The organism is Arthrobacter sp. L77 (genome assembly GCF_000816565.1).
GTDB classification, from domain to species: domain Bacteria; phylum Actinomycetota; class Actinomycetes; order Actinomycetales; family Micrococcaceae; genus Arthrobacter_D; species Arthrobacter_D antioxidans.
Map to the genome: position 1 here is coordinate 1,156,748 of NZ_JWSU01000004.1, position 23,700 is coordinate 1,180,447.

Consider the following 23,700-nt stretch of genomic DNA (forward strand, 5'->3'; position numbering starts at 1 on the left):
CACCGTCCGACCGTGGTGTCGGTTTCGGTCGCCCGGCCGGACCTGATGCACCTAAAGCCCGGTCCGTCAAGAGGCGAATGATAGCCACTTTCCCTTGATTCGAGCCCCTGACCTGCGAAAACGCGCCTGTCGGCGTGTCGTTGCCGTGATAAACTGATTCCCGGGAAAGGGGAAAGTCCACATGGTTTTTGAGGTCGGCGAAACAGTTGTTTACCCGCACCACGGCGCAGCGAAGATCGAAGAGATCAAGATGCGTGTCGTCAAGGGCGAAGAGAAGATGTACCTCAAGCTCAAGGTAGCCCAGGGTGATCTGACGATCGAAGTACCAGCAGAGAACGTCGACCTGGTAGGGGTCCGCGACGTGGTGGGCAAGGAGGGCCTCGAGCATGTGTTCGACGTCCTTCGGGCCGAGTTCACCGAGGAGCCCACCAACTGGTCACGTCGCTACAAGGCGAACCTCGAGAAGCTCGCCTCCGGCGACGTCATCAAGGTCGCCGAAGTGGTCCGTGACCTCTGGCGCCGCGATCACGACCGCGGGCTGTCAGCCGGCGAGAAGAGGATGCTCGCCAAGGCGCGGCAGATCCTGATCTCCGAGCTCGCACTGGCGGAGAAGACCGACGAAGAGAAGGCTGCCAGCGTTCTCGACGAGGTCCTCGCCTCCTAGGAGTCGGGCCGATCATGAAAGAGGGACCCCCGGGTCCCTCTTTTTCGTTGCGCTGTCATAGGGTGACGGAGTGTCCGAGATGAATCCCCAGTACCCCACCCCGGTCGAGGTCGGCGTCGTCATCGTCGCCGCCGGCTCCGGGCAACGCCTAGGCCATGGCATCCCCAAGGCCCGGGTCCTGTGCGGTGGGCGCACCCTGCTGGACCACGCCGTCGAGGCCGTGCTCCGGTCGGGCGTCGCGACCGCCGTCGTCGTGGTGCTTCCGGAGGACGACGACGTCCTGGCCGCCGTCGTCACGGAGGCAGCAGCCCGGAGCGCAGCCGGACGTGCGGCCGACGGCAGTGCCGCAGCTGCGACGGACGGTCGGGGTGCCAGCCCGAGCTCGGACGACACCCTCGGTACGCCCACCCCGGTCCGCATCACGGCGGTGACGGGAGGCTCCACACGGACGGCATCGGTGCGTGCCGGGCTCGACACCCTGCCGCCGACGGTCGGCATCGTGCTGGTCCACGACGCCGCTCGGTCCCTCACGCCGCCTGCGGTCTTCCAACGCGTCGCCGCTGCCGTCGCCGAGGGCTCGCCGGCGGTCATCCCCGTCCTGCCGGTGGTGGACACGGTCAAGGTCGTCGACGGCGACCTCGTCACGGCCACCCCCGATCGCGCCGCGCTGCGGGCCGTGCAGACACCCCAGGGCTTCGACGCGGGCACTCTTCGCGCGGCCCATGCCGGCGCCGCCGCGGCGCACCCGGGCGTCACGGACGACGCCATGCTCATGGAAGCACTGGGGCACGCGGTACGGGTGGTCGACGGGGATCCCCTGGCGTTCAAGGTCACGACACCCCTCGATCTCGTCATCGCCGAAGCACTCCTCGCACAGAGGGCTGCGGGCAGCGCCGGCCCGTCCCGTCCGGGTTCGAGCGACCAGGACCCCATCCCGACCACCAGCAGGAGCAGCCGTGTACCTGAGTGAGCACCTCCACCTTCCCCGCACCGGGATCGGCGTCGACGTCCACGCCTACGCGCCCGAGGCCGGACCGGAAAGCGCCCCGCTCTGGCTCGGCGGCCTGCTGTGGGAGGGGGAGCGCGGACTGTCGGGACACTCCGACGGCGACGTAGTGGCCCATGCGGCAGCCGACGCCCTGTTCTCGGCGGCCGGGGTGGGCGACCTCGGGACGCATTTCGGCACGGATCGCCCCGAATACGCCGGGGCCTCGGGCCATACCCTCCTCTCGGCCGCCGCGGAGATCGTGCGGAAGGCGGGGTTCGACATCGGCAACATCGCCGTCCAGCTCATCGGCAACCGACCGAAGTTCGGACCCCGCCGGGCCGAGGCGGAAGCGGTGCTGTCCGATGCCGCGCAGGCGCCCGTCAGCATCTCCGCCACCACCACCGACGGCCTGGGCCTCACCGGCAGGGGCGAGGGCGTCGCGGCCATCGCCACCGCCGTCGTCGTCCGGTCCGCTGCCCGGGCGACGCCTCCCGTGCAGGAAGGATGAAGCCCTCAGCCGGGTAATCTGGACCGGTGAGCCTGCGATTCTATGACACCGCCCGCGCCGAAGTGCGCCCCTTCGACCCCCTCGAACCGGGCAGGGCGAGTCTCTACTACTGCGGCGCCACCGTGCAGGGCATGCCCCACGTCGGCCACGTCCGGTCCGCCATCGCCTTCGACCAGCTCACGCGCTGGCTCGAAGCGCGCGGCCTGCGCGTCACCGTCGTCCGGAACGTCACCGACATCGACGACAAGATCCTCGCCCGGTCGCAGGACTCCTTCCGCCCGGGGGCCACGGACGAGGACCCGTCCCTGAAGCCGGAGGAACCGTGGTGGGCGCTGGCCTTCCGCTTCGAGCAGGAGTTCCACCGGGCCTACGCGGCGCTCGGTGTCCGGCCTCCCACCTACGAGCCGCGCGCCACGGGACACATCCCGGAGATGCACGCCCTCATCCAGCTCCTCATCGACCGGGGCCACGCCTACCCGGCACCGGACGGCTCCGGCGACGTCTACTTCGACGTCCGCTCCTGGTCCGCCTACGGCAGCCTGACCCGGCAGGACATCGACGACATGCAGGCCGCGCCCGACGCCGACCCGCGCGGCAAGAAGGATCCGCGTGACTTCGCGCTGTGGAAGGGCACCAAGGAGTCCGATCCGCCCACGGCGTCATGGGCGAGCCCGTGGGGTGCCGGCCGCCCCGGCTGGCACCTCGAATGCTCGAGCATGGTGACCCGGTACCTCGGCACGGAATTCGACATCCACGGCGGGGGACTGGACCTGCGCTTCCCCCACCACGAGAACGAGATGGCGCAGTCCCAGGCCGCGGGCCACGCGTTCGCCCGCTTCTGGATGCACAACGGGATGGTCACGTACGGCGGCGAGAAGATGTCGAAATCGATCGGCAACACCGTGAGCCCGCAGGAGATGATCGACGCCGCCGGTCCCCGCGTGGTCCGCTACTACCTCGGCCAGGCGCACTACCGCTCGGTGCTCGACTACCGCGAGACCTCGCTGCAGGAGGCGGCCGCCGCCGTGGCACGCATCGACGGCTTCATCGCGAAGGCGTCCGCCCGCGTTGGCACCCCGGACCGCCGGACGCCCACGTCGGCCGACCTCCCCACCGCCTTCGTGGACGCGATGGACGACGATCTCAACGTGCCCCAGGCCCTCGCGGTGCTCCACACCGCGGTGCGCTCCGGGAACACGCGCCTCGCCGAGGGTGACGACGCCGCCGTCCGCGCCGACCTCGCCGCCGTCGTGGCCATGACCGGCGTGCTCGGGCTCGACGACGCCGGCGCCCCCGTCACGGCAGGGGACACGGCGGCAGCCACGGCCCTCGACGCTCTCGTCGGCGACCGCATCGCCGAACGGAGCGCCGCCCGCAGTGCGCGGGACTGGGCGAGGGCCGACGGCATCCGGGACGCCCTGGCCGCCGCGGGGATCACGCTCGAGGACTCCGCCGACGGCGCCACCTGGTCGCTGACGGGGGGCTGACCGGGGGCGTCCCCACGCGGTCGGCCCACGCCCGGACGACGCCGGGACGGGGCGTGCTGAGGCAGTCGGTGCGCTCCGCGTAAACTGGAGTCGATTCTTCTTCTATATAAAGGTGTTCTTCCATGGCCAGTCACGGACGTCCAGGCGCGGTTCGCAAAACGAAAAAGGGCCCCACCATCGGCACCGGCGGACACGGCCGCAAGTCGCTCGAGGGCAAGGGTCCCACCCCCAAGGCGGAGGACCGCCCGTACCACAAGTCGTACAAGAACAAGGAGCTGGCCGAGCGTTCCGCGGCGAAGCGGGCCGGCGGCAAGAGTGCCGGCACCGGTCGCACGAAGGGCAAGGCGGCCGAGGAGGTCGTCACGGGCCGCAACTCGGTGGTCGAGGCGCTCCGCGCGGGCATCCCCGCGAAGGCGCTGCACGTCGCCATCCGCATCGAGATGGACGACCGCGTGCGCGAGTCCCTGAAGATGGCGGCCGAGCGCGGCATCCCCGTCATGGAGACCGGCAAGCCCGAGCTGGACCGCATGACCGACGGCGCCGTCCACCAGGGCCTCATGCTGCAGATCCCGCCCTACGAGTACGCCGACGCGCTCGACCTCGTCGACGAGACCATCGAGCGGTTCCGGCGCGGACACATCGGCAACGCGCCGCTCTTCGTCGCCCTGGACGGCATCACCGACCCCCGCAACCTCGGCGCCATCATCCGTTCGGCGTCGGCCTTCAGCAGCCACGGCGTGATCGTTCCCGAACGGCGCGCCGTCGGCGTGACGGCGTCGGCCTGGAAGACCAGCGCCGGTGCAGCCGTCCGCGTGCCCGTCGCCCGCGTCGGCAACCTGAACTCCGCACTGAAGTCCCTCAAGGCCAAGGGCATCTTCGTCCTCGGGCTCGACGGCGACGGCGACGTCTCCCTCCCGGAGCTCTCCCTCGGCCGCGACCCCATCTGCATCGTCGTCGGCTCGGAGGGCAAGGGCCTCTCGCGCCTGGTGCGCGAGAACTGCGACCAGATCGTCTCCATCCCGATCGAGTCCGCCATGGAATCGCTCAATGCGTCGATGGCGGTGGGGATCACGCTGTACGAGGTCTCCCGCCAGCGCTCTGCCTGACCGCCGATGGTGAATCCCGCCCCGCTTCCGCGCCCGTCGCGAGAGTTCCCGCTGGGGCTCCACGCCATCACCGGGCCCCGGGCGCGGGAGGCGCACGCCAACGCCGCGGTGTGGGCCCCGGCCGTCCCGTCCATCGACGTGCACTGGCGCCGCGTCGACGGGTCCTGGACCTCGGAGACACTGGTAGGGCTCGACGGCGGCGTCCACCACGGCGTCGTGGGCCCCGTGTCCCCCGGGTCCCTGTACGCCTTCTGGCCCACCGGCAAGGAGCTGCCGGGGAGGGTCGGCGAGGCGCAGCTGCTGCTCGATCCGTACTCCCGTGCGATCGAGGTCGTCGACACGCCGCCCGGTGCGGACGAGCCGACCTCGCGCTCCTACTACTCCGTGTTCCTGGAGCACGCCTTCGACTGGGGGGCGAGCGAGCGGCCCCACACCCCGTGGCGGGACACCGTCATCTACGAGGCCCACGTCAAGGGGCTCACGCAGCTCCACCCGGACATCCCCGAGGAGCTGCGGGGCACGTACGCGGGGCTGGGGCACCCGGTCATGGTCGACTACCTGCGCGACCTCGGGGTGACCGCCGTCGAGCTCCTGCCCATCCACTTCCACCTCGACGAGCCGCACCTCGAACCGCTGGGCCTCGCCAACTACTGGGGCTACAACACCCTCGGGTTCTTCTCGGCGCACACCGGCTACGCGACGGCCGCAGCACGTGCCGCGGGCCTCGCCGCGGTGCTCGACGAGTTCAAGGGCATGGTCCGCGCGCTCCACGAGGCCGGTCTCGAGGTGATCCTCGACGTCGTGTACAACCACACCGCGGAGGGTGAGCAGCACCGGCCGGCCCTCTGCTGGCGTGGACTCGGCGATCTCGACTACTACCGGCACGACCACGCCGGGCACTACGTGGACACGACCGGCTGCGGCAACAGCCTGGACTTCTCCCAGCCCCGGGTCGTCGAGTTCGCGCTGGACTCGCTGCGCTACTGGGTGGAGGAGTGCCAGATCGACGGGTTCCGGTTCGACCTCGCCGTCACGCTGTCCCGCGACGAGCACAACGACTTCACCCCGAGGCATCCCTTCCTGGTCGCGGCCGGGGCCTCCAAGGCGCTCCGTGGCACGAAGCTCATCTCGGAGCCGTGGGACATCGGTCCGAACGGCTGGCAGACCGGACGGTTCCCCGTGGGCTGGGCCGACTGGAACGACGGCTTCCGCGACACGGTCCGCGACTTCTGGCTCCGCGATATCGCCTCCCTGACCCACGGCGGCACCGGGTCCTCGCCCGCCCGCCTGGCGGGCTGCCTCGCCGGCTCGGCGGACACCTTCGCACACTCCGGGCGCAGCGCCCTCGCCTCCGTCAACCTCGTGACCGCCCACGACGGGTTCACACTCGCGGACCTGACGGCGTACGAGCGCAAGCACAACGAGGCCAACGGCGAGGGCAACCGCGACGGCCACAACGACAACCGCAGTTACAACCACGGGGCGGAGGGCCGCACGGAGGACGAGGCGATCCTCGCGGCCCGCGAGCGCACGGCGCGCAACATCATGGCGTCGCTGCTCATCTCGCTGGGCGTCCCGATGCTCACGGCCGGCGACGAGTTCGGGCGCACCCAGGGCGGGAACAACAACGCCTACTGCCAGGACAACGAGCTCGCCTGGGTGCACTGGCCCGACGACGCCGCGTCCCGGCGCCTGCTCGGATCGACCCGCACCCTGCTGGCCATCCGCCGGGCGTTCCTGGCGCAGCAGCCGCCGTCCTTCCCGTCCCGCAGCGACCAGTCGACCCTGCTGTGGTTCAACGCCGCCGGGCTCCCGATGACCGCGCACGAGTGGGATGATCCGCGGACCAGGACCGTGCAGCTGATCCTCGGCTCGGCCGGCGGGACGGTCAACGGGCTCGTCGTGATCAACGGATCGCTCCAGGACACCCGTATCCACCTGCCGTCGGCGTGGATCCTGCAGGGGCAGGGCATCGAACAGGAGCAGCCCCGCTGGTTCAGCCCGGTCTTCGACTCCGCCTCCCGCGAGCCGGCCCCGGCCCGTATGCGGCTGCGGTCGGGCGACGCCGACACCGTCACCGCCGACTCGGTGCGCATCTACCACTGCTGACGCCCCGCGCGTCGTCGTTCCTCCTTCCCCCGATCGGTGTGGCCGACGGGTGGAGTGTCGAGGGATGACACGCGCCCCCGGGAACGGGGAACGACGGCGGGTCCCGACACGCACGACGGGCCGGAGCGGGAGACGACGGAGCCCGGGACCGCATGGTCCCGGGCTCCGTCGCTTCCTGCCCCGCCCGGAGGCGGTCAGGCGTTGACGACGAGCCCCAGCTCCGCCTTGGTGGCGAGGGTCGTGTGCTTCGGCAGCACGCGCACCGTGTAGCCGAAGGAGCCGGAGTGGTCGATCCTGATGCCGCCCCTGAACAGGTAGCGGCCGCTGCCGAGGTTCTCGGCGACCTCCAGGTCCTGGACCGTGACATCGCTCAGCTCGTCGGTCTCGAGGGCGCGGCCGTAGGCCACCTCGACGGCGACGTCGTCCGGGTCGAGCCCTCCGAGGGACACATAGGCATCGACCGTCAGCGAGTCACCGATCTGCGGATCCTCCGTGACGCCGCTGGAATCGACGTGTTCCACCTGGACGGCAGGCCAGCTGCCCTGCACGCGGGAACGCCACGCGGCGGTCCTCTTCGCAAGCGAGTAGCTGTCCACCGCTGCGGCGTGGCCGGCGCGCCAGGCCGGGCGGTACAGCTTCTCCACGTAGTCCTGCAGCATGCGCTCGGCCGACACGGCGGGGCCGAGGGTCGCCATGGTGTGCTTGATCATCGCGATCCACTGGTGCGGCACGCCGTCACGCGAGGGCTCCGACGGACCGGCGGCCCCGGCACCCTCGGCGGGCACCTGCGAGTAGAAGCGCGGAGCGACCTGCGTCTCCAGGAGGTCGTACAGTGCGGCCGCCTCGATGTCGTCCCGCTCGTCGGCGGAGGCCCCGTTGTTGGCCGTCGGGATCGCCCAGCCATTGTCGCCGTCGTACATCTCGTCCCACCAGCCGTCCAGCACGGACAGGTTGAGGCCGCCGTTGATGGCGGCCTTCATGCCCGAGGTGCCGCAGGCCTCCAGCGGCCGCAGCGGGTTGTTCAACCAGACGTCGCAGCCGGGGAACAGGGTGCGGGCCATCGCGATGTCGTAGTTGGGCAGGAACACGATCCGGTGGCGGACCTCGGGATCGTCGGTGAAACGGACGAGGTCCTGGATCATCCGCTTGCCCTGTTCGTCCGCCGGGTGCGACTTCCCGGCGATCACGAGCTGGATGGGATGCTCCGGGTGCAGGAGCAGGGCCTTCAGGCGGGCCGGGTCACGCAGCATGAGCGTGAGGCGCTTGTAGGTCGGCACGCGGCGCGCGAAACCGATCGTGAGCACGTCCGGGTCGAGCACCGAATCGGTCCACTTCAGTGCGGCGTCGGCCGCGCCGCGCTTCTTCCACGAGGAGCGCAGGCGCTGGCGCACGTCGTCGACGAGGTTGGAGCGGAGGCTGCGGCGCAGCGCCCAGATGTCGGTGTCCGGGACGTCGTACACCCTGTTCCACTGCGGGTCGAGGACGGACTCTGCGCCGAAGGTGGTGCGGGCGAAGTCCGCGATCTGCGGGTCGACCCAGCTCGGTACGTGCACGCCGTTGGTCACCGACGTGATAGGCACCTCCTGGGTGTCGAACCCCGGCCAGAGTCCCGAGAACATGCCACGCGACACCTCGCCGTGCAGCTTCGCCACACCATTGGCGCGCTGCGCGAGGCGGAGGCCCATCACGGCCATGTTGAACTTCGAGCGGTCGCCGTCCTCGTAGTTCTCGGCGCCGAGGGCGAGGACGCGGTCCGTGGGCACGGCCGGCGCGAGGCCGGCGTGGAAGAAGTGCTCGATCTGCGCGCGGTCGAACCGGTCGATACCTGCCGGTACCGGGGTGTGGGTGGTGAAGACGGTGGAGGCCCGGCCGGCCGTGAGCGCCTCCTCCCAGCTCATGGGCGTCTCGTTGGACGGGTCCATGAGTTCGCGGATGCGCTCGATGCCGAGGAAGCCGGCGTGGCCCTCGTTGGTGTGGAACACCTCGGGTGCCGGCGTGCCGGTGAGTCGCTCGAAGATGCGCAGCGCCTTCACGCCACCCATGCCGAGGAGCAGCTCCTGCTGCAGCCGCTGGTCGCCACCACCGCCGTACAGGCGGTCGGTCACGTTCCGCGCCGCCTCGTCGTTGCCCGGGACGTTGGAGTCGAGGAGCAGCAGGGGAACGCGGCCGACGTCGGCACGCCAGATGTGCGCCGAGAGCTGGCGGCCGTTGGGCAGCGGCAGCACCACCTTCGCGGCCGAGCCGTCCTGCTCGCGCAGCAGGGTCAGGGGCAGGCCGTCCGGGTCGAGGACGGGGTAGGTCTCCTGCTGCCAGGCGTCCTGCGAGAGGGACTGCTTGAAGTAGCCGGACTGGTAGAGCAGGCCGACGCCGATGAGGGGGATGCCGAGGTCGGACGCGGACTTCAGGTGGTCGCCCGCCAGGATGCCGAGGCCGCCGGAGTACTGGGGGAGGACCGCGGCGATGCCGTACTCGGGGGAGAAGTAGGCGATGCTGCGGGGAGCGTCGTCGCCGAGCCCCTGGTACCACCGCGGTTTGGTCAGGTAGTCGTCGAGGTCGGCGCCCACCTCCTGGATGCGCTGCACCAGCGCCTCGTCGTCGGCGAGCTGCTGGAGCTTCTCGCGGGTCACGGAGCCGAGGAAGGACACCGGATCATGGCCGCTCTCCTCCCAGGCCGCGCGGTCGATCTCCTCGAACAGGCGCGAGGTCGGCAGATGCCACGACCAGCGCAGATTGCCCGCGAGTTTGCCGAGCGGTGCGATCTGCTCGGGGAGGACGGTTTTGACGGTAAATCTGCGGATTGCCTTCACCCCGGTTACGCTAGCGCACTTGCCGAGCGGTATGGCGGAACCGTTGCGTGGACGCCTGCTCGATGTGTTATTGGCGCCGATGTTACGCGAAGGTCCCTTAGCAATTCAGGCCATTACTCGCTAACGTCGTACGGGTGACCACCACTACCGACCAGAACCGAAATGCCCCTTATCCCGAAGGACTGCGGTTCGGCCGCATTCCCATCACCGCGGTCAGTCCCGTCGTCGAGGACGGACGCTTCCCTGCCAAGGCGCTTCCCGGCTCGGGCATCGCCGTGGGTGCCACCGTCTTCAGGGAAGGACACGACCAGCTGGGTGTATCGGCGGTCCTGTACGACCCCCGGGGCAAGGAGGTGCAGCGCATCCGTATGACACCCGTCGGCTCGGGGCTGGACCGCTGGGCCGGCACCCTGACCCCGCGCACCAAGGGCCTGCACACCTTCACCATCGAAGGCTGGTCCGATCTCTTCGGTACGTGGGAACACGACGCGACCATCAAGATCGCGGCCGGCGTCGACGTCGAGCTGATGCTCGCGGAAGGCGCCGCTCTCTTCACCCGCGCGGCAGCGGAGCGCAACGCACGCGACGCGGCTCTCTTCCGCCGCACCGCCGCCACCCTCGCCGATGCGTCCCTGACCGTCGACGAGCGTCTCGCCGCCGGCCTGACGCCCCCGATCCACGAGGCGATCGCCCGCCAGCCCCTCCGCTCGCTGGTCACCGCGTCGCGGGCGTACCCCATCGACGTCGAGCGGGAACTCGCCGGGCGGGCCGCCTGGTACGAATTCTTCCCCCGCTCGGAAGGCGCCACCTACGACCCCGAGACGGCGCAGTGGACCTCCGGCACGTTCCGGGAGGCCGCCAAGCGCCTCGACGCCGTGGCCGCCATGAACTTCGACGTCGTCTACCTGCCGCCGATCCACCCGATCGGACACACGCACCGCAAGGGCCCGAACAACACCCTCACCGCCGCCCCCGGCGACCCGGGCTCGCCGTGGGCGATCGGATCCGCTGACGGCGGCCACGACGCCATCCACCCCGACCTCGGCACCTTCGAGGACTTCGACGCCTTCGTCGCACGGGCCGGAGAACTCGGTCTCGAGGTGGCCCTGGACCTCGCGCTGCAGGCCGCACCCGACCACCCCTGGGTCCAGTCGCACCCCGAGTGGTTCACCACCCGCGTCGACGGCACCATCGCCTACGCGGAGAACCCCCCGAAGAAGTACCAGGACATCTACCCCATCAACTTCGACAACGACCCCCAGGGCCTGGCGAAGGAGATCCTGCGGATCGTCCTCATGTGGGTCCAGCACGGCGTGAAGATCTTCCGGGTGGACAACCCGCACACCAAGCCCGTGCAGTTCTGGGAGTGGCTCATCGCCAAGGTGAACAAGAAGCACCCCGACGTCATCTTCCTCGCGGAGGCCTTCACCCGCCCGCCCATGATGCACGCCCTGGGCCGTGCCGGGTTCCAGCAGTCCTACTCCTACTTCACGTGGCGCAACACCAAGACGGAGCTCGAGGAGTACTTCACGGAGATCAGCCAGGTCTCCCCGGCGTACTTCCGGCCCAACTTCTTCGTCAACACCCCGGACATCCTGACCGAGTACCTCCAGTACGGGGGCCCGGCCGCCTTCAAGATCAGGGCCGTGCTCGCCTCCATGGCGAGCCCCCTGTGGGGCGTCTACTCCGGCTACGAACTCTTCGAGCACGTGGCCCGGCCCGGGGCCGAGGAGTACATCGACAACGAGAAGTTCCAGTACCGCCCGCGGGACTACGCCGCCGCCGAGGCCGAGGGCCGCTCGCTGGCCCCGTTCATCACGAGGCTGAACGCCATCCGGCGTGCGCACCCGGCGCTCGGTGACCTCGAGAACCTCTCGATCCACAGCAGCACCGATCCGGCCACGCTGGTCTTCGTCAAGCACAAGCAGACGGCGGAGGGCAAGGACACGATCATCGTCGTCGTCAACGTCGATCCGCACAGCATCCGGGAGAGTACCGTGTCGCTCGACCTGGCGAAGCTGGGACTCGATGCGGCGGATGTCGACGAGAGCGGTACGTTCCTCGTGGACGACCTCATCACGGGACAGACCTTCGCATGGGGCGAACACAACTACGTCCGGCTGGACGCCCACGTGGAACCGGCTCACATTCTCTCAATCAGGAGGCAGCACTAGTGCCCAACCCCTTCCAGCTCAACGCACCTGGACTGGCCCACGACCCCCTCTGGTACCGCAAGGCGGTCTTCTACGAGGCTCTGGTGCGCGGTTTCGCCGATGCGAACGGGGACGGCTCCGGTGACCTGTCCGGTCTGATCGAGAAACTGGACTACCTCCAGTGGCTCGGTGTCGACTGCCTCTGGCTGCCGCCCTTCTTCAAGTCCCCGCTGCGGGACGGCGGGTACGACATCTCGGACTACTACGACGTCCTCGACGAGTTCGGCTCCCTCAGCGACTTCAAGCGGCTCGTCGCCGAGGCGCACGCCCGCGGCGTCCGGGTCATCATCGACCTGCCCGTGAACCACACCTCGGACCAGCACCACTGGTTCCAGGAGTCGCGGCGCGACCCCGAGGGGCCGTACGGCGACTTCTACGTCTGGAGCGACACCGACGAGAAGTACGAGGACGCGCGCATCATCTTCGTCGACACCGAGGAGTCCAACTGGACGTTCGACCCGGTGCGTCGCCAGTTCTTCTGGCACCGCTTCTTCAGCCACCAGCCGGATCTCAACTTCGAGAACCCCAAGGTGCAGGAAGCCATCTTCGACGTCGTGAAGTTCTGGCTGGACCAGGGCATCGACGGGTTCCGCGCGGACGCCATCCCCTACCTGTTCGAGGAGGAGGGCACCAACTGCGAGAACCTGCCGAAGACGCACGAGTTCCTGAAGCGACTGCGCGCCATGGTCGACGAGACCTACCCGGGCCGCGTCATCATCGCCGAGGCGAACCAGATGCCGGACGAGGTCGTCGAGTACTTCGGCGACGCCGACGGACCGGAGTGCCACATGGCGTTCCACTTCCCGATCATGCCGCGACTCTTCTACGCGCTGCGGGACCAGAAGGCCGCGCCGATCATCGAGACGATGAAGGAGACGCCCGACATCCCGGCCGGGGCGCAGTGGGGCACCTTCCTCCGCAACCATGACGAGCTGACGCTCGAGATGGTCACCAGCGAGGAGCGCGAGGCCATGCTCGGCTGGTACGCGCCGGATCCGCGCATGCGCGCGAACGTCGGTATCCGCCGTCGCCTGTCCCCGCTCCTGGACAACTCACGCGCCGAGGTGGAGCTCATCCACGCCCTCCTGCTGTCCCTGCCGGGCAGCCCGTTCCTCTACTACGGGGACGAGATCGGCATGGGCGACAACATCTGGCTGGAAGACCGCGACGCGTCACGCACGCCGATGCAGTGGAACCCGGACCGCAACGCGGGCTTCTCCCCGGTGGACCCCGGCAAGCTGTACCTGCCGGTCGTGCAGTCGCTCGTCTACCACTACAACCACGTGAACGTCGAAGCCCAGATGGCCACCTCGAGCTCACTGCTCCACTGGGTGCGCCAGATGCTCGCCGTGCGCAAGACCCACCCCGCGTTCGGGCTCGGCTCCTACCGCCATGTGGCCGTCGAGTCCGAGCACGTGCTCGCCTTCCTCCGGGAGATCGACGAGGGCAACGCCGAGGGCGAGCAGGCGGAGTCCGTCCTGTGCGTCTTCAACCTCTCGCAGCACCCCGTCGCGGCGAGGATGCGCCTCCCCGAGTTCGCCGGCCGCGGCCTGCGGGACCTCTTCGGGGGGTCGGTGTTCCCGGCGTTCGGCGACGACGGCGAGGTCACCCTCACGCTCGGCAGCCACGACTTCTTCTGGCTCCGCGTCCGCTCCGCCAGCTCCAACACGTCCTCCCCGAACACCCAGGCCATCCCGGTCATCCCCATCCCGGAGGCGATCCGATAATGGCGGGGCACGCACCGTTCATCCCGGAGATCCTCACGGCGTGGCTGCCCACCCAGCGGTGGTTCCCCGCACGGGGGCAGTCGGTGGAGCTGACGGTCGTCGGCGGGACTGTCCTCGAGGACCCGACGGGCGCAGCGAGCTTCGAGGTGCACTTCCTCGCGATCGACTCAGGACGGCGCACCGACGTCGTCAGCGTGCCGGTCAGCTACCGCAGCGAACCGCTCGACGACGCATCCGGCCTGATCGGCCGGGTGCAACACCCCGCGCTGGGAACGCGATGGGCCTACGACGCGACGCATGATGCCGCTTTCGTGCGGCTCTGGGTGGACTTCATGCTCAGCGCGGGCAGCACGGCGGACGGTCGCCTGAACGGCGTCGCCATCAAGGCACCGGCCCACCAGGAGCCCGGCACCGTCCAGCCCGTGAAGGTCCTCCAGGGCGAGCAGTCGAACACCTCGGTGATCTACGGTTCCGGGCCCGGCTCCATGATCGTGAAGTTCTTCCGGGTGCTCGCCGCGGGTGACAGCCCCGACGTGGAGCTCAGCGCCCAGCTCACCGCAGGCGGTTCCACCGACACACCGGACACCTTCAGCTGGGTGACCGGCACGTGGCAGCACGCGGACGCCGCACCGGGCCGCCCGGTCACGGGGCACGTGAGCGTGCTGCGTGACTTCGTCGAAGGCAGCACCGACGCCTGGCGCACGGCGTCCCTCGCCGCGTCCACGGCTGCCGACTTCACCACGGAGGCCCGCGGACTCGGGCAGGCCGTCGCGAGGATCCATCGGCAGCTCGACGTCGCCTTCGGGCACCGCACGGCGACCGATGCCGAGAAGAAGGACTTCAGGGAAGCCCTCGCGGCGCGCATCCGCTGGGCCTGGGAGGAAGCCGGCGACGCCGTCGGACCGCTCGGCGCGGAGGTGGAGCGCGTCATCCGCGCCGTGGAGACGCTCGCGGACATCCCGCCCCTGCAGCGGATCCACGCCGACCTGCACCTCGGCCAGGTCCTGCAGGCGCCGGACGGCACCTGGCTCGTCATCGACTTCGAGGGTGAGCCCCTTCGGCCCACCGCCGAGCGGAGCGTCCCCGACGTGCCGCTGCGCGACGTCGTCGGCATGGTCCGCTCGCTCGAATACGCGGCGGCGTCCCGTGGCGCCGCACCAGTGGGTTCGCCCGCGGCGGCCGAGACCGAACGGTGGTCCGACGACGCCCGCGCGGCATTCCTCGCCGGCTACGCGCAGGAAGCCGGCACGCCCGTCGACACCGACGGACCGCTCTTCCGCGCACTCTGGCTCGACAAGGCCCTGTACGAAGTCGTCTACGAGATCCGCAACAGACCGGACTGGGTCGAGATGCCCGTCCGGGATGTCCGACGCGCGCTGGGTGCACAGCCCGGTGCGGACGCCACGAAAGCAGCTGACATGAATCCCCCCAAGAAGGCCGGTCCCGCCAAGGGCGCAGGCAAGGAAACCCTCGCGGGCAAGGCGGCGAAGGCCGTGACCGAGACCGCGAAGGCGGTCGCCGACAAGGCGAAGAGTGCGACGACGGAGATCGCCGACAAGGCGAAGGACGTGGCCACGGAGGCGAAGGGTTCATCCCCCGCCCCGGCTGCCGACCTCACGCCCGTGGCGGTCGAGCAGTCCGTCCTGCAGCAGGTGTCGGAGGGCTCCTACCACCAGCCCCACGCCGTCCTCGGCGCTCACCTGGACAGCGACGACATCGTCACCATCCGCACGCTGCGACGCCTCGCCCGGTCCGTCGCCGTCGTCACCGGAACCGGCCGCACGGAGCTGGCCCACGAGCACAACGGCATCTGGGTCGGCGCGCTGCCGGCCGAGAACCCGGGCCACGTCCCCGACTACCGGCTCGAGGTGGTCTACGACGGCGACCCCGTCACGGTCGACGACCCGTACCGGTTCCTGCCGACCCTCGGCGAGATCGACATGCACCTCATCGGTGAAGGCCGGCACGAGACCCTGTGGACCGCGCTGGGCGCGCACGTCCGCCGGTACTCGTCCGTCCTCGGCGACATCCAGGGTGTGTCCTTCGCGGTGTGGGCCCCCAACGCCCGCGCGGTCCGCGTCATGGGCGAGTTCAACGGCTGGGACGGCAGCGTCAACGCGATGCGCGTGCTGGGCAGCACGGGCATCTGGGAGATCTTCATCCCCGGGGCCGGCGCCGGCACGTGCTACAAGTTCGAGATCCTCGGCAGCGACGGACAGTGGCGCCAGAAGGCCGACCCGATGGCGCGGGGCACCGAGATCCCGCCGCTCACCGGTTCCAGGGTCGTCGAGTCGACCTACGTCTTCGGCGACGACGAGTGGATGCAGGCACGTGCGGCCACCGATCCGCACAACGGGCCCATGAGCGTGTACGAGGTGCACCTGGGGTCCTGGCGCCAGGGGCTCGGCTACCGGGAACTGGCGGAGCAGCTCGTGGAGTACGTCTCCTGGCAGGGGTTCACCCACGTGGAACTCATGCCCGTCGCCGAGCACCCGTTCGGCGGGTCGTGGGGCTACCAGGTCACCTCCTACTTCGCGCCGACGTCCCGTTTCGGCTCGCCGGACGACTTCAAGTACCTCGTCGACAAGCTCCACCAGGCCGGTATCGGCGTCATCATGGACTGGGTCCCCGCGCACTTCCCCAAGGACGAGTGGGCGTTGGCCAACTTCGACGGCGGGACCCTGTACGAGCACGGCGACCCCTTCCTCGGCGAACACCGGGACTGGGGCACGCTGATCTTCGACTTCGGTCGCCGTGAGGTGCGCAACTTCCTGGTCGCGAATGCCCTGTACTGGCTCGAGGAGTTCCACATCGACGGTCTCCGGGTCGATGCCGTCGCGTCGATGCTGTACCTGAACTACTCGAGGGAGGAAGGCGAGTGGCGGCCGAACAAGTTCGGCGGCCAGGAGAACCTCGAAGCCATCTCCTTCCTGCAGGAGGTCAACGCGACCGCCTACAAGAGGGCCCCGGGAATCGTCATGGTGGCCGAGGAGTCGACGGCGTTCGACGGCGTCACCCGGGCGACCAGCGCCGGTGGCCTCGGGTTCGGCATCAAGTGGAACATGGGCTGGATGCACGACACCCTCGAGTACATCGCCGAGGAACCGATCAACCGGATGTACCACCACGGCAAGGCCACGTTCTCCATGGTGTACGCCTACACGGAGAACTTCATGCTGCCCATCAGCCATGACGAGGTCGTGCACGGCAAGGGTTCCCTGCTGCGCAAGATGCCGGGCGACCGCTGGCAGCAGCTCGCGAACGTCCGCGCATACCTCGCGTTCCAGTGGGCACACCCGGGCAAGCAGCTGATCTTCATGGGGACCGAGTTCGCCCAGGAGTCCGAGTGGGCGGAGCAGCACAGTCTCGACTGGTGGCTCACGGATACCCCGTCCCACAAGGGAGTCCAGCAGCTCGTCCGGTCGCTGAACGCCGTGTACCGGGAGACCCCGGCGCTGTATGCGCGTGACAACGAGCCGGCCGGCTTCCAGTGGATCGACGAGAACGACGGCGAGCACAACACGCTGTCCTTCATCCGCTGGGACCACCAGGGCAACCCGCTCGTCTGCATCGCGAACTTCGCCGGCGGCCCCCACGAGGGATTCCGTGTGGGACTGCCCTGGGCGGGGGAGTGGACCGAGGTGCTCAACACCGACTCGGAGGAGTTCGGTGGGTCGGGCGTCGGGAACTCCGGGGTCGTGACGGCCCGCGAGGGTGCGCACAACGGCCAGCCCGCCTACGGGGATGTCCGTGTCCCACCGCTCGGCGTGCTGTACCTGAAGCCCACCACCTCCTGACACCCGAGCACCCTGGCAGCGGCGGACCCCCGGGGTCCGCCGCTGTTTTGCATCCGGTCCCCGCCGGTGCTATCGTTTATATCCGCGCCGACGAAGTAATCTGGTCGGCCGACAACCTCAGAACCGGGATTCGCCTCCTGTCCACGCGGACGGGAACGGAGAGCGGGAACGACGGGAATCGGCGGATTTGCGGTTACGGGGTGGGTGCGGGTAAGCTTTGAAAGTTGCTCCGGAGCGAGGACATGACGGTTTGGTCGTGTTTGGTGCCGGTTGTTCCTGTTGTTTGAGAACTCAATAGTGTGCCAAGTTTGTTGATACCGATTGTTTTTTGATTGGTTGAATTGGCTGGTCGTCGCGCATGTTTGTGTGTGGTGGCTGGTTTTTTTGGCTGGTTTCGAATTTTGTGCAGTGGTGTNTTTTTTGATTGGTTGAATTGGCTGGTCGTCGCGCATGTTTGTGTGTGGTGGCTGGTTTTTTTGGCTGGTTTCGAATTTTGTGCAGTGGTGTCGCCCGTTTTCCCGGGTGTCATTGTTGTGTCTGTAATGCATTTACGGAGAGTTTGATCCTGGCTCAGGATGAACGCTGGCGGCGTGCTTAACACATGCAAGTCGAACGATGAACCTCACTTGTGGGGGGATTAGTGGCGAACGGGTGAGTAACACGTGAGTAACCTGCCCTTGACTCTGGGATAAGCCTGGGAAACCGGGTCTAATACTGGATACGACCTTCTGGCGCATGCCATGTTGGTGGAAAGCTTTTGTGGTTTTGGATGGACTCGCGGCCTATCAGCTTGTTGGTGGGGTAATGGCCTACCAAGGCGACGACGGGTAGCCGGCCTGAGAGGGTGACCGGCCACACTGGGACTGAGACACGGCCCAGACTCCTACGGGAGGCAGCAGTGGGGAATATTGCACAATGGGCGCAAGCCTGATGCAGCGACGCCGCGTGAGGGATGAAGGCCTTCGGGTTGTAAACCTCTTTCAGTAGGGAAGAAGCCGGCTTTCGGGTTGGTGACGGTACCTGCAGAAGAAGCGCCGGCTAACTACGTGCCAGCAGCCGCGGTAATACGTAGGGCGCAAGCGTTATCCGGAATTATTGGGCGTAAAGAGCTCGTAGGCGGTTTGTCGCGTCTGCCGTGAAAGTCCGGGGCTTAACTCCGGATCTGCGGTGGGTACGGGCAGACTAGAGTGCAGTAGGGGAGACTGGAATTCCTGGTGTAGCGGTGAAATGCGCAGATATCAGGAGGAACACCGATGGCGAAGGCAGGTCTCTGGGCTGTAACTGACGCTGAGGAGCGAAAGCATGGGGAGCGAACAGGATTAGATACCCTGGTAGTCCATGCCGTAAACGTTGGGCACTAGGTGTGGGGGACATTCCACGTTTTCCGCGCCGTAGCTAACGCATTAAGTGCCCCGCCTGGGGAGTACGGCCGCAAGGCTAAAACTCAAAGGAATTGACGGGGGCCCGCACAAGCGGCGGAGCATGCGGATTAATTCGATGCAACGCGAAGAACCTTACCAAGGCTTGACATGAACCGGAATGATGCAGAGATGTGTCAGCCACTTGTGGCCGGTTTACAGGTGGTGCATGGTTGTCGTCAGCTCGTGTCGTGAGATGTTGGGTTAAGTCCCGCAACGAGCGCAACCCTCGTTCCATGTTGCCAGCGGGTTATGCCGGGGACTCATGGGAGACTGCCGGGGTCAACTCGGAGGAAGGTGGGGACGACGTCAAATCATCATGCCCCTTATGTCTTGGGCTTCACGCATGCTACAATGGCCGGTACAAAGGGTTGCGATACTGTGAGGTGGAGCTAATCCCAAAAAGCCGGTCTCAGTTCGGATTGAGGTCTGCAACTCGACCTCATGAAGTTGGAGTCGCTAGTAATCGCAGATCAGCAACGCTGCGGTGAATACGTTCCCGGGCCTTGTACACACCGCCCGTCAAGTCACGAAAGTTGGTAACACCCGAAGCCGGTGGCCTAACCCCTTGTGGGAGGGAGCCGTCGAAGGTGGGACCGGCGATTGGGACTAAGTCGTAACAAGGTAGCCGTACCGGAAGGTGCGGCTGGATCACCTCCTTTCTAAGGAGCGCCTCGGATTCATGGGCCTGCCCTCTGTGGTGGGTGTGTGGTTCGCAGGAGTCAGCCCATAGCGCGGGCGTTTGTTCCGCGGTGGGTGCTCATGGGTGGAATATCAATGGATAGGTGCCTGGTGGTGCCTGCTGGCTGGTGAGTACGTTCTCTTCGGGGTTCTGGAAAGCGTGGGTTGGTGGGGGTTACCGGGTTTTACTGTTTGGCACACTGTTGGGTCCTGAGATAACAGGGCCTCATGTTCTGTGGTGGTTGTGCTGTTTTCCTCGTGTCCGGGGGTGCCTGTTGTGGGTGCTGTCCGGGTGGTGGGGGAGTGGTGTGGCCGGTATGGGGGGTGGGGTTCGTTGTTTCTGGTTTTCCTGCGCATGCTCTGCCTGGTCCCGGTTCTCGGGGTGGGTGGGGGTGTGTTGGGGTTGTTGGTTGAGAACTGCATAGTGGACGCGAGCATCTTAAAAAGAAGCAATTTCTAAGAATAATCTGGTTCCGATCTTCGTGGTCGGGCCTGGTTTTCTCGATATGTTTTTGATCTTAGTGGTCAAGTTTTTAAGGGCACACGGTGGATGCCTTGGCATCAGGAGCCGAAGAAGGACGTGGGAATCTGCGATAAGCCTGGGGGAGTTGATAACCGAACTTTGATCCCAGGATGTCCGAATGGGGAAACCCCGCCCGGCGCGCGAGTGACCGGGTGACCCGTATCTGAACACATAGGGTACGTGGAGGGAACGTGGGGAAGTGAAACATCTCAGTACCCACAGGAAGAGAAAACAATAGTGATTCCGTCAGTAGTGGCGAGCGAACGCGGATCAGGCTAAACCAGTGGTGTGTGATAGCCGGCGGGCGTTGCATCACTGGGGTTGTGGGACTTTCCGTTCCAGTTCTGCCGGACTGGTGAAATGAGTGCGTGCGTATAGGTGAACGGGTTTGAAAGCCCGGCCGGAGAGGGTGTAAGTCCCGTAACCGTAATGCGTGACGCCGTTTGGAGAGGATCCCAAGTAGCACGGGGCCCGAGAAATCCCGTGCGAATCTGCCAGGACCACCTGGTAAGCCTAAATACTCCCTGATGACCGATAGCGGACCAGTACCGTGAGGGAAAGGTGAAAAGTACCCCGGGAGGGGAGTGAAATAGTACCTGAAACCGTGTGCCTACAAACCGTCGGAGCAGACCTAGTTTCTGTGACGGCGTGCCTTTTGAAGAATGAGCCTGCGAGTTAGTGTTACGTCGCGAGGTTAACCCGTGTGGGGAAGCCGTAGCGAAAGCGAGTCTGAATAGGGCGTTGCAGTGGCGTGATCTAGACCCGAAGCGAAGTGATCTACCCATGGCCAGGTTGAAGCGACGGTAAGACGTCGTGGAGGACCGAACCCACTTCAGTTGAAAATGGAGGGGATGAGCTGTGGGTAGGGGTGAAAGGCCAATCAAACTTCGTGATAGCTGGTTCTCCCCGAAATGCATTTAGGTGCAGCGTTGCGTGTTTCTTACCGGAGGTAGAGCTACTGGATGGCTAATGGGCCCTACAAGGTTACTGACGTCAGCCAAACTCCGAATGCCGGTAAGTGAGAGCGCAGCAGTGAGACTGTGGGGGATAAGCTTCATAGTCGAGAGGGAAACAGCCCAGACCACCAACTAAGGCCCCTAAGCGTGTGCTAAGTGGGAAAGGATGTGGAGTTGCCCAGACAACCAGGAGGTTGGCTTAGAAGCAGCCACCCTTGAAAGAGTGCGTAATAGCTCACTGGTCAAGTGATTCCGCGCCGACAATGTAGCGGGGCTCAAGTACACCGCCGAAGTTGTGGCATTCACATAGATCCCAAGCCGGAGACTTGTTCTCCTGAGTTCAGGGGTGTGGATGGGTAGGGGAGCGTCGTGTGGGCAGTGAAGTCGCGGTGTAAACCAGCGGTGGAGCCCACACGAGTGAGAATGCAGGCATGAGTAGCGAAAGACGGGTGAGAAACCCGTCCGCCGAATGATCAAGGGTTCCAGGGTCAAGCTAATCTGCCCTGGGTAAGTCGGGACCTAAGGCGAGGCCGACAGGCGTAGTCGATGGACAACGGGTTGATATTCCCGTACCGGCGAAAAACCGCCAATACTGATCGAGGGATACTAACCGCCAGAAGCATGACCGCCCACCCTTGTGGTGACGTGGTTTTTTGTGGATCGCGGGACCTGATCTCGGGAGGTAAGCGTATTAACAGGTGTGACGCAGGAAGGTAGCCAAGCCGGGCGATGGTTGTCCCGGTCTAAGGATGTAGGGCAGGACGTAGGCAAATCCGCGTCCTTGTGTTCGATCACGAGTCTGAGATCTGATGGGACCCCCGTATGGGGGAATTTGGTGATCCTATGCTGCCGAGAAAAGCATCGGCGCGAGGTTTTAGCCGCCCGTACCCCAAACCGACACAGGTGATCAGGTAGAGAATACTAAGGCGATCGAGAGAATTATGGTTAAGGAACTCGGCAAAATGCCCCCGTAACTTCGGGAGAAGGGGGGCCCCAACCGTGATGGCGACTAGCTTGCCGGAGCGGATCAGGGCCGCAGAGACCAGGGGGAAGCGACTGTTTACTAAAAACACAGGTCCGTGCGAAGTCGCAAGACGATGTATACGGACTGACTCCTGCCCGGTGCTGGAAGGTTAAGAGGACCGGTTAGTTTCACGCTTGCGTGGGACGAAGCTGGGAATTTAAGCCCCAGTAAACGGCGGTGGTAACTATAACCATCCTAAGGTAGCGAAATTCCTTGTCGGGTAAGTTCCGACCTGCACGAATGGAGTAACGACTTCCCCGCTGTCTCAACCATAAACTCGGCGAAATTGCAGTACGAGTAAAGATGCTCGTTACGCGCAGCAGGACGGAAAGACCCCGAGACCTTCACTATAGTTTGGTATTGGTGTTCGGTGTGGCTTGTGTAGGATAGGTGGGAGACTGTGAAGCGTGGACGCCAGTTCACGTGGAGTCATCGTTGAAATACCACTCTGGTCACTCTGGATATCTAACTTCGGCCCGTAATCCGGGTCAGGGACAGTGCCTGATGGGTAGTTTAACTGGGGCGGTTGCCTCCTAAAAAGTAACGGAGGCGCCCAAAGGTTCCCTCAGCCTGGTTGGCAATCAGGTGGCGAGTGTAAGTGCACAAGGGAGCTTGACTGTGAGAGAGACATCTCAAGCAGGGACGAAAGTCGGGACTAGTGATCCGGCGGCACATTGTGGAATGGCCGTCGCTCAACGGATAAAAGGTACCTCGGGGATAACAGGCTGATCTTGCCCAAGAGTCCATATCGACGGCATGGTTTGGCACCTCGATGTCGGCTCGTCGCATCCTGGGGCTGGAGTAGGTCCCAAGGGTTGGGCTGTTCGCCCATTAAAGCGGTACGCGAGCTGGGTTTAGAACGTCGTGAGACAGTTCGGTCCCTATCCGCTGCGCGCGCAGGAAATTTGAGAAGGGCTGTCCTTAGTACGAGAGGACCGGGACGGACGAACCTCTGGTGTGTCAGTTGTACTGCCAAGTGCACCGCTGATTAGCTACGTTCGGATGGGATAACCGCTGAAAGCATCTAAGCGGGAAGCCTGCTTCAAGATGAGATTTCCATACACCTAGAGTGTGAGAGGCCCCCAGCCAGACCACTGGGTTGATAGGCCGGATGTGGAAGCAGGGACGAAAGACCTGCGAAGCTGACCGGTACTAATAAGCCGATAACTTACACCACACACCCACCCCCACCAGAAGACAACGGGAGTTCCCGGGCAACCAGGAACCCCCCGACCCCGACGGTGACCATGGGGAGGGTGAAGATCACATGCTACGCGTCCACTATGCGGTTCCCAACCAACAACAGGAACCACCCACAAACACCAGGAAACCCCCACCACGGGTCTCTTTCCCGGTCACACCGTTACACCCAGCACGACACTGCTACACCCAGCACCACTGTTACATCCAGCACGACACGATGTAACCCACAGATTTACCGGCACCCACCACCCCCGCCCATCAGGGCACCCGGGGGCACGGCACGGGCGCGTCAGGTAGCAAGGGTTACGGCGGTCATAGCGTGGGGGAAACGCCCGGTCCCATTCCGAACCCGGAAGCTAAGACCCACAGCGCCGATGGTACTGCACCCGAGAGAGTGTGGGAGAGTAGGACACCGCCGGACAACCATTACAGGAAGGCCCCACACCACCAGGTGCGGGGCCTTCCCACGTTAACCACCCACCCAGCACC

At 66.0% G+C, this 23,700-nt stretch carries 10 protein-coding genes and 3 rRNA genes; 12 read left to right on the forward strand and 1 reads right to left on the reverse strand.

The features are described 5' to 3' along the window. The first annotated feature begins 181 nt into the window (after nt 1-181). The 6 genes from RY94_RS08065 to glgX all read left to right on the forward strand — a co-directional run bounded on the left by RY94_RS08065 (nt 182) and on the right by glgX (nt 6,862). A complete protein-coding gene (locus RY94_RS08065; protein ID WP_043443336.1) occupies nt 182-664 on the forward strand; it encodes a CarD family transcriptional regulator in 483 nt (160 codons plus the stop codon). Between the two features lie 79 nt (nt 665-743). Further along, the gene (locus RY94_RS08070) at nt 744-1,634 is read left to right on the forward strand and encodes an IspD/TarI family cytidylyltransferase (RefSeq protein WP_082046132.1); all 891 of its coding nucleotides are present in this window, start codon (nt 744-746) and stop codon (nt 1,632-1,634) included. Next, nucleotides 1,621-2,160 (forward strand): 2-C-methyl-D-erythritol 2,4-cyclodiphosphate synthase, encoded by a 540-nt coding sequence (gene ispF / locus RY94_RS08075; RefSeq protein ID WP_156135070.1) that lies wholly within the window; start codon nt 1,621-1,623, stop codon nt 2,158-2,160. The genes RY94_RS08070 and ispF overlap by 14 nt, the downstream gene beginning before the upstream one ends. A gap of 26 nt (nt 2,161-2,186) precedes the next feature. Next, entirely contained in the window at nt 2,187-3,647 is a 1,461-nt protein-coding gene (gene cysS, locus RY94_RS08080; protein WP_043443338.1) for a cysteine--tRNA ligase, read from the forward strand. A gap of 122 nt (nt 3,648-3,769) precedes the next feature. Then, complete coding sequence (gene rlmB, locus RY94_RS08085) at nt 3,770-4,753, forward strand: 23S rRNA (guanosine(2251)-2'-O)-methyltransferase RlmB (protein WP_043443340.1); 984 nt, start codon at nt 3,770-3,772, stop codon at nt 4,751-4,753. Nucleotides 4,754-4,759: 6 nt separating this feature from the next. Further along, nucleotides 4,760-6,862 carry a glycogen debranching protein GlgX gene (gene glgX / locus RY94_RS08090; RefSeq protein ID WP_043443342.1) on the forward strand — a complete coding sequence of 701 codons (2,103 nt, stop codon included), beginning with the start codon at nt 4,760-4,762 and terminating at the stop codon, nt 6,860-6,862. Between the two features lie 194 nt (nt 6,863-7,056). Here the strand turns inward: glgX and glgP are convergent, their stop codons facing one another. Then, the gene (glgP, locus tag RY94_RS08095) at nt 7,057-9,669 is read right to left on the reverse strand and encodes an alpha-glucan family phosphorylase (protein WP_043443344.1); all 2,613 of its coding nucleotides are present in this window, start codon (nt 9,667-9,669) and stop codon (nt 7,057-7,059) included. Nucleotides 9,670-9,803: 134 nt separating this feature from the next. Between glgP and RY94_RS08100 the strand changes: the two genes are divergently transcribed. The 6 genes from RY94_RS08100 to rrf all read left to right on the forward strand — a co-directional run bounded on the left by RY94_RS08100 (nt 9,804) and on the right by rrf (nt 23,632). Continuing rightward, nucleotides 9,804-11,843: an alpha-1,4-glucan--maltose-1-phosphate maltosyltransferase gene (locus RY94_RS08100; protein WP_052274089.1), complete on the forward strand. Its 2,040-nt coding sequence runs from the start codon at nt 9,804-9,806 to the stop codon at nt 11,841-11,843. Then, nucleotides 11,843-13,609 (forward strand): maltose alpha-D-glucosyltransferase, encoded by a 1,767-nt coding sequence (gene treS, locus RY94_RS08105; RefSeq protein WP_043443346.1) that lies wholly within the window; start codon nt 11,843-11,845, stop codon nt 13,607-13,609. The genes RY94_RS08100 and treS overlap by 1 nt, the downstream gene beginning before the upstream one ends. Next, nucleotides 13,609-17,406 carry a 1,4-alpha-glucan branching protein GlgB gene (glgB, locus tag RY94_RS08110; protein ID WP_043443348.1) on the forward strand — a complete coding sequence of 1,266 codons (3,798 nt, stop codon included), beginning with the start codon at nt 13,609-13,611 and terminating at the stop codon, nt 17,404-17,406. The genes treS and glgB overlap by 1 nt, the downstream gene beginning before the upstream one ends. A 547-nt stretch (nt 17,407-17,953) precedes the next feature. Further along, a 16S ribosomal RNA gene (locus tag RY94_RS08115) occupies nt 17,954-19,486 on the forward strand. A 542-nt stretch (nt 19,487-20,028) separates the two neighbouring features. Then, nucleotides 20,029-23,185 (forward strand): 23S ribosomal RNA (locus RY94_RS08120). A 330-nt stretch (nt 23,186-23,515) separates the two neighbouring features. Continuing rightward, nucleotides 23,516-23,632: ribosomal RNA gene (gene rrf / locus RY94_RS08125) — 5S ribosomal RNA — on the forward strand. The 16S, 23S and 5S rRNA genes sit together here, the layout of an rRNA operon. The last annotated feature ends 68 nt before the right edge of the window (nt 23,633-23,700 follow it).

What these genes read in the sequence shown, in the direction of transcription:
- RY94_RS08070 (WP_082046132.1), top strand. Translation starts at nt 744, where the DNA reads ATGAATCCCCAGTACCCCACCCCGGTCGAGGTCGGCGTCGTCATCGTC.
- rlmB (WP_043443340.1), top strand. Translation starts at nt 3,770, where the DNA reads ATGGCCAGTCACGGACGTCCAGGCGCGGTTCGCAAAACGAAAAAGGGC.
- glgX (WP_043443342.1), top strand. Translation starts at nt 4,760, where the DNA reads ATGGTGAATCCCGCCCCGCTTCCGCGCCCGTCGCGAGAGTTCCCGCTG.
- RY94_RS08065 (WP_043443336.1), top strand. Translation starts at nt 182, where the DNA reads ATGGTTTTTGAGGTCGGCGAAACAGTTGTTTACCCGCACCACGGCGCA.
- glgB (WP_043443348.1), top strand. Translation starts at nt 13,609, where the DNA reads ATGGCGGGGCACGCACCGTTCATCCCGGAGATCCTCACGGCGTGGCTG.